The following is a 14,255-nucleotide window of genomic DNA, read 5'->3' as shown; positions in this document are numbered from 1 at the left end:
GGCTCGCCGCTTCCGCGACACGGTGAAACAGCGTCTGATTGGCCAGATCTGCATGACGGCAGTTGGCTGGGGCGCCAGGATTCGAACCTGGGAATGTCGGTACCAAAAACCGATGCCTTACCACTTGGCGACGCCCCAGCAGGCGGGGCATGCCCGCTGCGCGCGGCCTTATAGGACGGGGCGGAGCAAAGCTCAATGCCGGGAGATCAACTAAATCGCTAGCGATGCGGGCCGCTATTCTCGGCCGGCGTCCCACGCCCGTTTGAGGGCCAATGCCACGATCTCCTCCGCCCTACCGGCACTTTCAGCCTCGGCATAACAACGAAATTCGGGAGCGTTGCCGGAAGGCCGCAGATGGATGATCTCGCCGCTGGTCATCCGTGCCCTGAAGCCGTCGGTCTCATCGACATCCGCGACGGCGCCGAACGGGGCGAGGAATTGCCGTAGCGCGTCGCGGTCGGCGAGCTTGCGCATCAAGCCGCGCGAAGCTTCGACAGGGAAATTCTCGAGCCGCTCGCTGGCGCAGACCGGAAGGTTCCAGGTTTCGCGCAGGCCGGACAGCGATTTGCCCGTCGATGCCGACGTGCCCAGCACCGCCAGGATGGGCAAAAACGAATCCCGCGTCGGCAGCGCGGACAAGGTCTTGCCGTTCACCAGGCAGTCCGACCCCAGAAGAACCCCGCCATTGGCCTCGAAGCCGACGACGATGCCGCCGGCCTGCCGCGCGGCGTCCATTCCCTCTATGACGAAGGGGGATCCGACCTTCGTTCTCCTGACGCTGAATCCGAAAGCTTCGGAGATGCCCGAATTGGAGGTGACCGGCGTCACCACGATGTCGGCCTTGAGGAACAGCGCCGTGGCCAACCCGATCAGGTCGCCGCGGAACAATTCACCATGTTCGTCGATGACGAGAGGACGGTCGGCGTCGGCGTCGGCCGAGAGCACGGCGTCGAATTTGAATTCGCGCACCCAGTCTTTCACCTTCGCCATCGTTTTCCGGCCGACGGCCTCGGTGTCGACGGGCACGAAAACCTGCGTTTTGCCGACAGGGGTCACATCCGCGCCAAAGGATCGCAGCACTTCGACCAGCAACTCGCCCGCCACGGTGCTGTGCTGATAGACACCGAGCTTCATTCCGGAAAGGGCGCCAGGGGGCAGGATACCACCGACACGGTCTCGAAACGCAGCGAGCGCCAGTTCGTGGCCGCTCTGCCGGTCCGCATGGGCCGGCGGCCAGGGATAGTGGTCCGACAGCTCGGCGACTGCCTGCGTGATCGCAGCCTCATCCGCCTTGTCGATCTCACCCTTCGGCCCGTAGAACTTGATGCCGTTGCGGTCGGCGGGAATATGCGAGCCCGTCACCATGAGCGCCGCGGCGCCGCGCAGGCGGGCATAGAAGGCTAGCGCGGGTGTCGGGATGGGGCCGCAATCGACCGGCAGGAAGCCGCTTGCGGCCAGCGCCGCCATGCAGTCTTCCGCTATCGTTTGACTGCTGTCGCGCAGGTCGCGCCCGACGAAGACCTCGCCTTGCCGAAAACCGGTCGACCGCAAGCGCCGGGCAAAACCCTCGGTGTAGAGCCCGCTTGGCCGTCCGGCCAATTCGGAAGCCAGACCCCGAACACCGCTTGAGCCGAATTTCATCAGTCTGCTTTTTGCTGTTGGAGGTTGCCGCCGTTCACTGGAATGAGCCCGGCTGCCCCCCGGCTGTCAACAGCAAACAACCCGAAATCGCGACTTCCCTAATGTCCCCAAACGGCCAGTTCGTTGCCGGCCGGATCGGTGAAGTGGAACCGCCTGCCGCCCGGGAAGGAAAAGATCGGCTTGACGATCGTGCCGCCGGCACTCTCGACCGCATCCTGCGTTTCCTCGAGGTTTTTGGAGTAGATGACCGGGAGCGGCTTGGCCGGCGCTTCGCCGGCATCTGCCTGGAAGCCGCCGTCGAGGCCTTCGGCAAAGGCGGAATAGGTCGGGCCATAATCGGTGAACGACCATGAAAACGCGGCGCTGTAGAAGGATTTGACGCTGTCCAGCGTGCCGCCCGTCGCCGGCATTTCAAGATAGTCGAGTTTTCCGTTGAGTTTCATCACGCTACTCCACTATGTTCCCTTTATGTTCTATATCGTGCCATACCCTCCGGCAAGTCTTTTTGACGCAGCTTTTGCTTAATCGATTGTAGTTGCGGCGGGCGCCCGGCCGGTGCTTGCCTTTCGCACTGCAGCATCCTATCGCTCGGATCGCGAAGGCGGGGAACCGGGCCCATGGTCCGGCTGTTTCTATCTTCCACGAACTGGAGGGCAAGCATGACCAAGTGGGTTTACACCTTCGGCGACGGTGCCGCCGAAGGCCGTGCCGGCGACCGCAACCTTCTCGGCGGCAAGGGTGCCAATCTGGCCGAGATGTGCAGCCTCGGGCTGCCGGTGCCGCCCGGTTTCACCATCACCACCGAAGTCTGCAACGCCTATTACGCCAACGGCCGCACCTATCCCGAAGCGCTGGAGGCGGACGTCGTCTCCGCTCTCGACCATATCGGCCGCATCACCGGCCGCCGCTTCGGCGATCCGTCGAAGCTGCTTCTGGTGTCCGTTCGCTCCGGCGCCCGCGCCTCCATGCCCGGCATGATGGATACGGTGCTCAATCTCGGCCTCAACGACGAGACGGTCGAGGCTTTGGCCGCCGATTCCGGCGACGCCCGTTTTGCCTATGACAGCTACCGCCGCTTCATCCAGATGTACTCCGACGTCGTGATGGGCCTCGACCATGAAGTGTTCGAGGAGATCCTCGAGGACCAGAAGGCGAGCCTCGGTCACGAGCTCGACACCGAGCTGACGGCCCAGGAATGGCAAGGCGTGATCTCGCTCTACAAGGCCAAGGTCGAGGAAGAGCTCGGCAAGCCTTTCCCCCAGGATCCGCAGGAGCAGCTGTGGGGCGCGATCGGCGCCGTGTTCTCGAGCTGGATGAACAACCGCGCCATCACCTACCGGCGCCTGCACGACATTCCCGAAAGCTGGGGCACGGCCGTCAACGTCCAGGCCATGGTGTTCGGCAACATGGGCGACACCTCCGCAACCGGCGTCGCCTTCACCCGCAATCCCTCGACCGGCGACAGGCAGCTCTATGGCGAGTTCCTGGTCAACGCCCAGGGCGAGGACGTGGTGGCCGGTATCCGGACGCCGCAGAACATCACCGAGGCGGCGCGTATCGCCGCCGGCTCCGACAAGCCGTCGCTGCAGAAGCTTATGCCCGACGCCTTCCAGGCTTTCGTCGACATCTCCGATCGGCTGGAAAAGCACTACCGCGACATGCAGGACCTCGAATTCACCATCGAGCGCGGCAAATTGTGGATGCTGCAGACCCGCTCCGGCAAGCGCACCGCCAAGGCTGCGCTGAAGATCGCCGTGGAGATGGCGAAGGACGGGCTGATCACCAAGGAGGAGGCGGTCGCCCGCATCGATCCGGCCTCGCTCGACCAACTGCTCCATCCGACCATCGATCCGAAGGCGGCGCGCGATGTCATCGGCATGGGCCTGCCGGCCTCGCCGGGCGCTGCCACCGGTGAGATCGTCTTTTCGTCCGCCGATGCCGAGGACGCCAAGGCGCAAGGGCGTAAAGTCATCCTGGTGCGCATCGAGACCAGTCCGGAGGACATCCACGGCATGCACGCCGCCGAAGGCATCCTCACCACGCGCGGCGGCATGACCAGCCATGCCGCGGTGGTGGCGCGCGGCATGGGCAAGCCCTGCGTTTCCGGTGCCGGCTCGCTGCGTGTCGACTACAAGGCCGGCACGCTCATCTCGATGGGCCAGACCTTCCGCAAGGGCGACATCATCACCATCGACGGCGGCAACGGTCAGGTGCTCAAAGGGGCGGTCGCCATGCTGCAGCCGGAGCTGTCCGGCGATTTCGCCGCCATCATGGAATGGGCGGACGCCGCGCGCCGCATGAAGGTGCGCACCAACGCCGAAACGCCGCTCGACGCGCGCATGGCGCGCTCCTTCGGCGCCGAGGGCATCGGCCTTTGCCGCACCGAGCACATGTTCTTCGACGGCGCCCGCATCGTCGCCATGCGCGAGATGATCCTGGCCGACAGCGAGAAGGACAGGCGCGCGGCGTTGGACAAGCTTTTGCCCATGCAGCSCTCGGATTTCCTCGAGCTGTTCGAGATCATGGCCGGCTTGCCGGTGACGATCCGCCTGCTCGACCCGCCGCTGCACGAATTCCTGCCCAAGACCGAGGCCGAGCTCGCCGAGGTCGCCTCTGCCATGAACGTGTCGGCCGACAAGCTCAGGCAGCGCACCGAGGCCCTGCACGAGTTCAACCCGATGCTCGGCCATCGCGGCTGCCGGCTCGCCGTCTCCTATCCGGAGATCGCCGAGATGCAGGCGCGCGCCATCTTCGAGGCGGCGGTACAGGCCGGACACAAGGCCGGGGCGCTGGTGGTGCCGGAAATCATGGTGCCGCTCGTCGGGCTCGTGAAGGAGCTGGAATACGTCAAGGCGCGTATCGATGCGGTGGCGCAAAGCGTCATGCAGGAGACCGGCACCAAGATCGAATACCTGACGGGTACCATGATCGAGCTCCCCCGCGCGGCGATCCGCGCCCATGTCATTGCCGAAGCGGCCGAATTCTTCTCGTTCGGCACCAACGATCTTACGCAGACGACTTTTGGTATCTCTCGCGATGATGCCGCGTCCTTCCTCGAAACCTACCGGCAGAAGGGCATCATCGAACAGGATCCGTTCGTGTCGCTCGACGTCGACGGTGTCGGCGAGCTGGTGCGGATGGCGGCCGAAAAGGGCAGGGCGACGCGGCCCGCCATCAAGCTCGGCATCTGCGGCGAGCATGGCGGCGACCCGGCCTCGATCCGTTTCTGCGAGGAGGTCGGCCTCGACTATGTGTCGTGCTCGCCCTACCGTGTGCCGATCGCCAGGCTGGCCGCCGCGCAGGCTGCGGTGGCTGCGGCCAAGAGCGCGGCAAAACGCTCCTGACGGGCGTCCCCATACCTTACGGTTTTGTATGCAATGTCACGCGAACGTGCGCGTGACAGTCCTGAATCTCGACATCGTTCCAAGGGAGTTTCCGACACCGAATTCATTGGTGTCCGAAACCCATGTTGCAGATTGCCCCAACCGCCTTCCGGTCGATTCTGATCGTGCAGACCAAGTTCATCGGCGACATTGTCCTTGCCTCGGCGCTGGCGAAGAACCTGCAGCTTCAATATCCGGGCGTCAGGATCGTGTTTCTCTGCGAGGCGCATTTCGCCGGCTTCCTGACGGGGCACGGCATCGCCACCGAAGTCGTCCCCTTCAGCCGTGCCAAGATGCGCGGTTCGCCGCTCGAGCGCGGGCGCGAGCTCTTCCGCATGGTCCGGGCTTTGCGGCAGCACCGCTTCGACATGACCATCGACATCACCGACTCCAAGACCTCGCGGATCATTTCCGAACTGGTCCACGCGCCGGTCAGGGTCGGCCATTTCCCGACGGAGAGGCCCTTGCGCTGGCATGAGCGCCAGCCCGCCAACGTCCGGATGAAACCCTACGGATTCGGCAAAAGACACTATCTCTATCGCTATTTGTCTCCGTTGGAGGCGCTTGGCATCGCGCTGCGCGTCAGGGTTCCTGCCATTCGACCCTTGCCCTTCGAAACGACGCGCGCCCTGGCTTTGCTCGCCAGGCACAAAATTCAGCCAAACGCCTTTATTGCCGTTCATGCCGGAGCAAGCTTCGTGGGGCGGCGCTGGCAGCCGGAGCGCTTCGCCGAAGCAATCGACAGGATCGTGCGGGAAACCGGCCTGCAGGTGGTTCTGGTCGGCGGTCCGGACGAGAGCGAGGCGACCGACAGGATCATCGCGGCGGCGAAGACGCGTGTCGTCAACCTGGCGGGCATGCTGCGGCTGGAAACGCTGCTGGCGCTGCTCAAGGAGGCGCGGCTGTTTCTCGGCAATGAAAGCGGCCCCCTGCATATAGCGGCCGCGGCAGGCACGCCGGTGGTGGGCCTGTTCGGCCTGACCAACCCGGTCCGTTGGGCGCCGGTCGGCGTGCCAAGCATTTCGCTGAGGCCTTCCATGCCTTGCGACTGCGTCGGCGGCGACCTGTGCCGCCGGACCGATCCGAGCAAGGCATGCTGTGTCTGGCGCCTGGAGGTTGATCCCGTCGTCGGGGCGACGCTGGAACTCCTGGCACGGACGGAAATGCCCCTGGAAGCTGCGGTGTAAGGCGAAAGCAAATTTTCGCGATTGCTGTTTTTGCACTGTCTGCCGTCCCGATTTTCGCCTAGATGCCAGTCTTGTGGAGACACGTTTTGGCGCGGCGCGGAGAATGCCCGAACGTGCCGGTTTGGAACGGATGATGGGCCTGCTTCGAAATTCCATTTGCGCGATGGCGCTGTCGCTGTTCGCCGCGTCCGCGGGCAACGCCGCGACGCTGCTCGAGCCGACGCTGCATCTGAAGCCGCAGGGCGCTGAAGGCGGCGGTCGCGTCGCCCTGACGCTCGATGCCTGCGGCGGCAAGACCGACACAAGGATACTTTCGGCGCTTGTCGACAACAGGATACCGGCGACGATCTTCGTTACCGGCATCTGGCTGAAGCGCAATGCCGAAGCTGTCGAGATCATGCGGGCGCATCCCGACCTGTTCGAACTGGAAAACCATGGCGGCCGCCACATTCCGGCGGTCGATACGCCGCAGAAGATCTACGGCATCCGCAGCGCCGGCAGTCCGGGCGCCGTACAGGCCGAGGTCGAATCCGGCGCCGCCGCCCTTGCCGGGGCAGGCGGGCAGGCGCCAAAATGGTTCCGCGGCGCCACCGCCGAATACAGTCCTTCGGCGATCGCCATGATCCGCAAGCTGGGCTTCAAGATCGCCGGCTTCTCGGTCAACGGCGACGGCGGCTCGCTGCTCGGCGCGAAGGAAACGGCGCGCCGCATCGGCGCCGCCAAGGATGGCGACGTCATCATCGCCCACATCAACCAGCCGACCCATGCGGCCGGCGAGGGCGTGGTTCAGGGGCTGCTCGCCTTGAAGCAGAAGGGCATGACCTTCGTGCGCCTCGACGATGCCGAGGGTATAGGCAACGACGGCACGACGGACTGAGGTGCCCTGAGATTCAGGTCAGGCCGAGTCGAGAATGGCGGCTTCCTGCGCTTCCCGTGCTCACGCACTAAAAGTACGCTCCGCTCCGGTTCTCGGAACCCACCATTCTCGACTCGGCCTGACCTGAATCTCAAGGCACCTTCGGCGGGCCATCCGCCAAGAATGGTCAGTCCGGCGTCGCTTCGACCGTCACCTTGTTCGTATAGAACGCGCCGTGATTGCGGATCTCGGTCATTTCGTCGAACGGCTGTTCGTAGGCCCACATCGCGTTCGTGCCGGCTTCGCCGGCCGGCTGGACGCTCCAGTAGCTGGCATCGCCCTTGTACGGGCAATGCGTGGAGTGCTCGGTGCCGGAGAGCTTGCTGAAGTCGATGTCGTCGAAGGGGATGTAGAAAGCGGCCGGGTAGGGCGGTTCCGACAGCACCTTGGCCCGGGTCGAGCGGGCGATGACGGTGTCGCCGGCGCGCACGGTGACGCTGCCGCGATAGGGTTCGACGGTGATCACCTTGTCGGGATTGCGCTGGAAGCCGGGGGCAGGGTTGGCGGGCTTGTCCATGAATGATCTCCTGGAGCAATTCCAACAAAAGTGCGAGCGGTTTTCCGTCCGGAATTGCGTCAAACAAAAAGAGAGCGTTTCGTCGTTTCCGTGAAACCGCGAAACGTTCTCGGGGAGACTTACATGTGTCGGCTAGCTGCGCCGCGCAAGCTGGCGCGGCGCGCAGCGCCATCACCATTCATTGAACGTCTGTCATCCGCCCGGTCAGGCGGCCGTCTTGAAGGCATCCATGAGGCCGGCATAGGCGGCGGCAATGCCGGCGACCGGATTGGTGCTGCGCGCCGCGGTCTCGACCTTCAGCGCACCGCCGCTGGTCGGCAGCGTGAGCAGCAGGAACTGGCGGTTGCCGGGGTCGCCGATGCAGGCGGCGGCGACATGTTCGCCCTCGGCGCCATTTTCAACGCGCATCTTGAACAGCAGCGTTCCGCCGACAGCCTCAAGCGCGCCGCCGACGACTTCGGCAAATTCATCTTCGGAAACGGTTTTGATGTCCGGCGTCAGATCGTCCAGACTTTCGGCAAGCGTGCTTTCGAGGGTTTTTTCGTCGAGCTGCGCATCCATGCGAACCACTCCATTCGCCAATCTCACCCAGCCCGTTAACGAAGCTTAAYGGCGAGGATGGCCGGATTATGGCGGTTTTCCCGGTTCTTCGATCCATCCACGGGCTTCGACTTATGGCGGCTGGACAATCCGCTTGTTCCTTCCACAATGCGTGAAACAACGACGCGAATGCGCAAGAGGGAGGAACAGATGCTCGGATTGATGCAGGAATGGCCGCTGCTTTGCCACAAGCTGATCGACCATGCGGAACGCCAGCACGGCAGCCGGGAGGTCGTGTCGCGTTCGATCGAAGGACCGATCGTGCGCACGACCTTTGCCGAAATCCATCACCGGTCGCTCAAGGTGGCGCAGCGGCTGGAGCGCGACGGCTTCGGGCTTGGCGACCGCATCGCGACGCTTGCCTGGAATACGGCCCGCCATATTGAGGCCTGGTACGGCATCATGGGCATCGGCGCGATCTACCACACGCTCAACCCGAGGCTTTTTCCCGAGCAGATCGCCTGGATCATGAACAATGCCGAGGACAAGGCGATCTTCGTCGATCTGACCTTCGTGCCGCTCTTGGAAAAGATCGCCGGCGCKGTCCGATCGCTGCGACGGGTGATCGTGCTGACCGACCGGGCGCATATGCCGCAAACGTCGCTGGCCAATGCCGTCGCTTACGAGGAATGGCTGGCCGAGGCCGACGGGGCTTTCGCCTGGAAGGTCTTCGACGAGAACACCGCCGCCGGCATGTGCTACACGTCCGGAACGACGGGCGACCCGAAGGGCGTTCTCTACAGCCATCGTTCGAACGTTCTTCACGCCATGATGGCTGCCATGCCCGATGCCATGGGCCTGTCGACGCGCGATGTCGCCCTGCCTGTCGTGCCGATGTTTCACGCCAACGCGTGGGGGCTAGGCCAGAGCGGGCCGATGATCGGCGCCAAGCTGGTGATGCCGGGTTGCAAGATGGACGGCGCCTCGATCTATGAGTTGCTCGACACCGAAAAGGTGACCTTCAGCGCCGCCGTGCCCACCGTCTGGATGATGCTGCTGCAATATCTGGAGGAGACCGGCAAGAAGCTGCCTTATCTGAAGAAGGTCGTGATCGGCGGAGCGTCCTGTCCGCGCGCCATCACCGCGAAATTCCAGGACGATTACGATGTGCAGGTGGTGCATGCCTGGGGCATGACCGAGATGTCGCCGCTCGGCACGCTTTGCACCTTGAAGCCGCAATATGAGGCGCTGACCGGCGAGGCGCGGCTCGATATCCAGGCGAAGCAGGGTTTTTCGCCCTTCGGCGTCGAGATGAAGGTGACCGATGACGACAACAACGCGCTGCCCTGGGACGGCAAGACCTTCGGGCATCTCAAGGTGCGCGGTCCCGCGGTGGCCCGCGCCTATTATGGCGGCGCCGGCGCCGAGCAGTTCGATGCCGACGGCTGGTTCGACACGGGCGATGTCGCCCATATCGACGCCAGCGGCTACATGCAGATCACCGACCGCGCCAAGGACGTCATCAAGTCCGGCGGCGAATGGATATCGACCATCGATCTGGAGAATCTTGCTGTTGGCCATCCGGACGTGGCGGAAGCGGCGGCCATCGGCATCCCGCATTCCAAATGGGGCGAGCGGCCCTTGCTCGTCGTCGTCAGCAAGCCTGGCAGGGAGCCGAGCAAGGACGACATCCTCACCTTCATGAGCGGCAAGGTGGCGAAGTGGTGGATGCCCGACGACGTCGCCTTCGTCGGCGAAATTCCGCACACCGCCACCGGCAAGATCCAGAAGACCAGTTTGCGCGCCCAGTTCAAGGACTACCGCCTGCCGACGGATTGACGAAAAATGTTCGATCTTTCGGCTTCAAGCCCGCGCCAAAAACCTCTAAGTCTCGGTTCGGACTGGGGTAATGCGGCAGACGATGACTACAATTCCTGAACGGCAGACGTCGAGGGCGGCCGGCTGGTCGCGGCGGATCGGGGCATTTTCTCTCGTCCTTCTGCTCACCGTCGTTGGCGCTTACAGGCTGGGCCTCGTCGAGACGCCGCCTTTCCTGTGGGTGCTGGCGATCGTGGCGTTGCTGGCGGCGCTCGCCCTGTTGCTGGCCGGCCTCGCCCTGTCGCGGATCTGGAGCTTCGGCGATCGCGGCGGCCGCGATCTCAGCATCGGCGCGCTGCTGGCGCTGCTGGTGCTGGCACCGTATGGCGTGGCCGTTTACTGGGCGACGATCTATCCGCCGCTGCGCGACATCTCGACCGATCTCGACGATCCGCCGGCGCTCGACACCAGCGACCGCACCGCCGACATGAACGAGCTGTCGGCCCCGACGCCGGGCGAACAGAGCCTGCAGGCCGATGCCTATCCGCTGGTCAGCGGGCGCAGCTACAATCTGCCTTTCGAAACCGTCGTCGACGCCGTCGAAACCGTGCTCGACCGCCGCGACTGGCAACTGACGGCGCCTTATCCCGACATCAACGGGCAGAGCGAGGCGACGATCAACGCGCTGGCCAAGGGCTTCGTGCTCGGACTGCCGGCCGACGTCGCCATCCGCGTCACCGACGACGGCGACCAGGTGATCGTCGACATGCGTTCGGCCTCGCGCTACGGCCGCTACGACCTCGGCGACAACGCCGCCCGCATCACGGATTTCCTTGCCGAACTCGACCAGGAGGTCGCCGGACAGGTCGGCGCGGCGCCGGCCGAGTGATCAGGCGCCGGGGCTGAAAAGGCCGTCGATCGCCGGATCGCCTTCTGTGGTCACGAGGCCGCGCGCGACCAAATCCTCGAGATGGGCAAGCACCGACAGGCCGGCGGCGCCGTGCAGCCGCGGGTCGGTGTCGCGATAGATCGCCGCGACCATTTCCGTGATCGTCCGGTCTCCGGCGCGGATGCGTTCCAGGATCGCCCTTTCGCGCATCTTGCGATGCGTCTTCAGGCCGCGCATGAACCGGCCCGGTGCGGTCACCGGCCCGCCATGGCCCGGCAGCAGCATGCGATCCCCGCGCGCGAGGAGCTTGTCGAGGGAGCTCATATAGTCGGCCATGGCGCCGTCCGGCGGCGCCACGATCGAGGTCGACCACGCCATGACATGGTCGGCTGAAAACAGGGTGCCGGCTCCCTCGAGGGCAAACACGGCGTGGTTGGCGGTATGGCCGGGCGTCAGCACGGTGCGGATGGCCCAGCCGTCACCTTGGGTCAGCGCATCGTCGGCCAACACGACATCGGGAACGAAGGCGAGGTCGGCGCTGGCGTCCAGCGGATTGACCTCGCCGATGCGCAAAGGCCGCGCCGGCCGATGCGGGCCTTCGGCAAGCGTCGGCGCGCCGGTCAGTTCTTTCAACCGAGCCGCGAGCGGCGAATGGTCGCGATGCGTGTGGCTGACGAAGATGTGGCTGACCGGTCGGCCGGCGATCGCCGCAAGCAGCGTTTCGAGATGGGCGTCGTCTTCCGGCCCGGGATCGATCACCGCCAGCGTGTCGCGGCCGACGAGATAGCTGTTGGTGCCGTGGAAGGTGAAGGGGCTCGGATTTCTGGCGGTGACGCGCAGCACATCCGGCGCAACCGCAACCGCCCGGCCATAGGCCGGATCGAAGCTGGTGTCGAATTCAAGGGCCATGCCGGCGTGCTCCGTTGCAATGCGGCAAAAAGATTGCCGCCTGATACGGAAGCCAATATAGGAAAATCAATGCATGTCGCCCAAAAGTGCGCAGCGGTTTTGGGCAAACGACATGCATCAAGACGAATTTTTGAAGCGCGTCGCCTGAATCCGGTTCTGCGATGCGCTTTGAAAGCCAGCAAATCAGCCAGAATGGGGAAGACCATGGCAACTGCAACCACGATGCGCCCGCTTGTTTCTCTCACCCTGCCGGATCGGGGCGCTGCCCGGCTCGCGACCCAACTCTTCCTGGCGCTTGCCGGAACCCTGCTGCTGACGCTTTCGGCCAAGACCAAAGTGGTGCTCGGCCCGGTCGACATCTCGCTGCAGACGCTCGCCGTGCTGTTGATCGCCTCGGCATTCGGTCTGCGCCTGGCCGTCGCGACGCTCCTTCTCTACCTCGCCGAGGGCGCTTTTGGCCTGCCGGTCTTCCAGGGCACGCCGGAAAAGGGCATCGGCGTCGCCTATATGCTGGGCTCAACCGGCGGCTATCTTGCCGGCTTCGTGGCGATGGCGGCAATCGCTGGCTGGGCCGCGGACCGCGGCTGGGACCGCAATCCCTTCAAGCTGTTCGGCGCCATGCTGACGGCGGAAATCGTCATGATGGCCATGGGCTTTGCCTGGCTGGCGATCCTCATCGGGCCGGAAAAGTCCTGGCAGTTCGGCGTCCTGCCCTTCATCGTCGGCGACCTGATCAAGGTGGCCTTGGCCGCCAGCCTCGTGCCGGCGGTGTGGGCATTGCTCAAGCGCGGCTGAGCCAGACCGACGGAAAAAGGGGCCGGCGGGCGACAGCGCCCGCCGGCCCCTTTTTCATGGCGCGGTCGGATTTCGCTCGAAACCACCGGGTGCCGGATGGTAGAAAGAGGTGAAGTAGCGTCGGGAAGCAGTCGAAGCCGACATTGACAAGCCAGCGCCCGAAACCTAAGCACGGGCAACTTGGCGTCGAGGCGGGGGCCGCGGTAGTTCAAGGAGAGCTTGTTGAAAGGAATTATCCTTGCGGGTGGGAGCGGAACACGCCTTTATCCACTTACATTAGCGGTTTCTAAGCAGATACTGCCGATCTACGACAAGCCGATGATCTATTACCCGCTGAGCGTGCTGATGCTCGCGGGGATTCGCCAGATCCTGGTCATTTCAACTCCGCGCGACTTGCCGGTTTTCCAGGCGTTGCTGGGCGACGGTTCCGAATTCGGGCTGGAATTGTCCTATGCCGAGCAGCCGCAGCCCAACGGCCTCGCCRAGGCTTTCATCATCGGCCGCGACTTCATCGGCAAGGACAACGTGTCGATGATTCTCGGCGACAACATCTATTTCGGCGAGGGTCTGTCGCATCTCTGCCGTGCTGCGGCCGGCCGTGACAGCGGCGCCTCGGTGTTCGCCTATCACGTCGACGATCCGGAGCGTTACGGCGTGGTTTCGTTCGACAAGGCGACCGGCAGGGCTCTGACGATCGAGGAAAAGCCTCAGAAGCCGAAATCCAACTGGGCCGTCACCGGTCTCTATTTCTACGACAACAATGTCGTCGACATCGCCTCGACGATCCGCCCTTCCGCGCGCGGCGAGCTCGAGATCACGGCGGTCAACAACGTCTATCTCGATCGCGGGGAACTGCATGTGCATCAGCTCGGCCGCGGCTATGCCTGGCTCGACACCGGCACCCATGACAGCCTGCATGAGGCGTCGTCCTTCGTGCGCACGATCGAGCATCGCCAGGGCATAAAGGTTGCTTGCCCGGAGGAGATCGCGTTCGAGCAGGGCTGGCTCGGCGCCGACAAGGTTCTGGAACGCGTCGCGCGGCTCGGCAAGAACGAATATGCCGCCTATCTGCGCCGGCGGGTGGCCGATCTGATGGAGGAGCAGCGTGCTTGAGGTCCGGCCGCTTGGCCTCGACGGCGTGCTGGAGGTCGTGCCGAAGCGGCATGGCGACGCGCGCGGTTTCTTCAGCGAGACCTGGAATGCCGAACGCTTCGCCGAAGCCGGCATCGATCTCGCCTTCGTGCAGGACAACCATTCCTATTCCGCCGCGGCCGGCGTGCTGCGCGGCCTGCATTACCAGCTGCCGCCCCGCGCTCAAGACAAGCTGCTGCGCGTCATCAGGGGCAGCGTCTTCGATGTCGCGGTCGACATCCGCCGTTCCTCGCCGACTTTCGGCAAATGGGTGGCGCTGGAGGTGTCGGCCGAGAAGGGCAACCAGATCCTGGTGCCGAAAGGCTTCGCGCATGGCTTCGTCACGCTCGTGCCGGACACCGAGGTGCTCTACAAGGTCACCGACACCTACTCGCCCGGGCACGACCGGTCGATCCGCTTCGACGATCTGGCGATCGGCATAAGATGGCCAGCGCTTCCCGGCGGCTTCCAGCTTTCCGACAAGGACCGCAACGCGCCATTGCTTGCCGAGGCGGAGGTGTTCGCGTGA

At 64.3% G+C, this 14,255-nt stretch carries 13 protein-coding genes and 1 tRNA gene; 8 read left to right on the top strand and 6 right to left on the bottom strand.

The genetic code is table 11. The features are described from left to right. Positions 1-63: 63 nt before the first annotated feature. The 3 genes from LCM4577_RS25300 to LCM4577_RS25290 form a co-directional block, all read right to left on the bottom strand. Positions 64-138, bottom strand: a tRNA-Gln gene (locus tag LCM4577_RS25300). A 96-nt stretch (positions 139-234) separates the two neighbouring features. Then, on the bottom strand, positions 235-1,641 hold the full coding sequence (locus LCM4577_RS25295; protein WP_071073999.1) for a phosphomannomutase: 1,407 nt from the start codon (positions 1,639-1,641) through the stop codon (positions 235-237). A 98-nt stretch (positions 1,642-1,739) separates the two neighbouring features. Further along, positions 1,740-2,084 (bottom strand): VOC family protein, encoded by a 345-nt coding sequence (locus LCM4577_RS25290; RefSeq protein WP_071073998.1) that lies wholly within the window; start codon positions 2,082-2,084, stop codon positions 1,740-1,742. Positions 2,085-2,300: 216 nt separating this feature from the next. Here LCM4577_RS25290 and ppdK point away from each other — a divergent pair, with 216 nt between their 5' ends. The 3 genes from ppdK to LCM4577_RS25275 all read left to right on the top strand — a co-directional run bounded on the left by ppdK (position 2,301) and on the right by LCM4577_RS25275 (position 7,088). Then, complete coding sequence (ppdK, locus tag LCM4577_RS25285) at positions 2,301-4,985, top strand: pyruvate, phosphate dikinase (RefSeq protein ID WP_071073997.1); 2,685 nt, start codon at positions 2,301-2,303, stop codon at positions 4,983-4,985. Positions 4,986-5,107: 122 nt separating this feature from the next. Then, positions 5,108-6,211: a glycosyltransferase family 9 protein gene (locus LCM4577_RS25280; protein WP_071073996.1), complete on the top strand. Its 1,104-nt coding sequence runs from the start codon at positions 5,108-5,110 to the stop codon at positions 6,209-6,211. A gap of 133 nt (positions 6,212-6,344) precedes the next feature. Next, positions 6,345-7,088: a polysaccharide deacetylase family protein gene (locus LCM4577_RS25275; protein ID WP_071074165.1), complete on the top strand. Its 744-nt coding sequence runs from the start codon at positions 6,345-6,347 to the stop codon at positions 7,086-7,088. 166 nt (positions 7,089-7,254) lie between these two features. On the opposite strand, the gene LCM4577_RS25270 is transcribed toward LCM4577_RS25275, so the two are convergent. Further along, entirely contained in the window at positions 7,255-7,644 is a 390-nt protein-coding gene (locus tag LCM4577_RS25270) for a DUF427 domain-containing protein (RefSeq protein WP_071073995.1), read from the bottom strand. Positions 7,645-7,848: 204 nt separating this feature from the next. After that, complete coding sequence (locus LCM4577_RS25265; RefSeq protein ID WP_071073994.1) at positions 7,849-8,205, bottom strand: hypothetical protein; 357 nt, start codon at positions 8,203-8,205, stop codon at positions 7,849-7,851. 189 nt (positions 8,206-8,394) lie between these two features. On the opposite strand from LCM4577_RS25265, the gene LCM4577_RS25260 reads away from it, so the two are divergent. Further along, positions 8,395-10,023 (top strand): fatty-acid--CoA ligase, encoded by a 1,629-nt coding sequence (locus tag LCM4577_RS25260; RefSeq protein WP_071074164.1) that lies wholly within the window; start codon positions 8,395-8,397, stop codon positions 10,021-10,023. A gap of 82 nt (positions 10,024-10,105) precedes the next feature. Then, positions 10,106-10,891 (top strand): DUF1499 domain-containing protein, encoded by a 786-nt coding sequence (locus LCM4577_RS25255; protein WP_071073993.1) that lies wholly within the window; start codon positions 10,106-10,108, stop codon positions 10,889-10,891. Here LCM4577_RS25255 and LCM4577_RS25250 read toward each other — a convergent pair whose 3' ends face one another. Further along, positions 10,892-11,800 carry an MBL fold metallo-hydrolase gene (locus tag LCM4577_RS25250; RefSeq protein ID WP_071073992.1) on the bottom strand — a complete coding sequence of 303 codons (909 nt, stop codon included), beginning with the start codon at positions 11,798-11,800 and terminating at the stop codon, positions 10,892-10,894. A gap of 204 nt (positions 11,801-12,004) precedes the next feature. On the opposite strand from LCM4577_RS25250, the gene LCM4577_RS25245 reads away from it, so the two are divergent. The 3 genes from LCM4577_RS25245 (at position 12,005) to rfbC (ending at position 14,255) form a co-directional block, all read left to right on the top strand. Further along, positions 12,005-12,595 (top strand): biotin transporter BioY, encoded by a 591-nt coding sequence (locus tag LCM4577_RS25245; protein ID WP_071074163.1) that lies wholly within the window; start codon positions 12,005-12,007, stop codon positions 12,593-12,595. Positions 12,596-12,817: 222 nt separating this feature from the next. Then, complete coding sequence (rfbA, locus tag LCM4577_RS25240) at positions 12,818-13,708, top strand: glucose-1-phosphate thymidylyltransferase RfbA (RefSeq protein WP_071073991.1); 891 nt, start codon at positions 12,818-12,820, stop codon at positions 13,706-13,708. Beyond that, positions 13,701-14,255 (top strand): dTDP-4-dehydrorhamnose 3,5-epimerase, encoded by a 555-nt coding sequence (gene rfbC / locus LCM4577_RS25235; protein ID WP_071073990.1) that lies wholly within the window; start codon positions 13,701-13,703, stop codon positions 14,253-14,255. The genes rfbA and rfbC overlap by 8 nt, the downstream gene beginning before the upstream one ends.

This window comes from Mesorhizobium sp. LCM 4577 (assembly GCF_001854795.2).
Lineage (GTDB): Bacteria > Pseudomonadota > Alphaproteobacteria > Rhizobiales > Rhizobiaceae > Mesorhizobium > Mesorhizobium plurifarium.
This window is presented reverse-complemented; position numbering and strand designations above follow the sequence as displayed.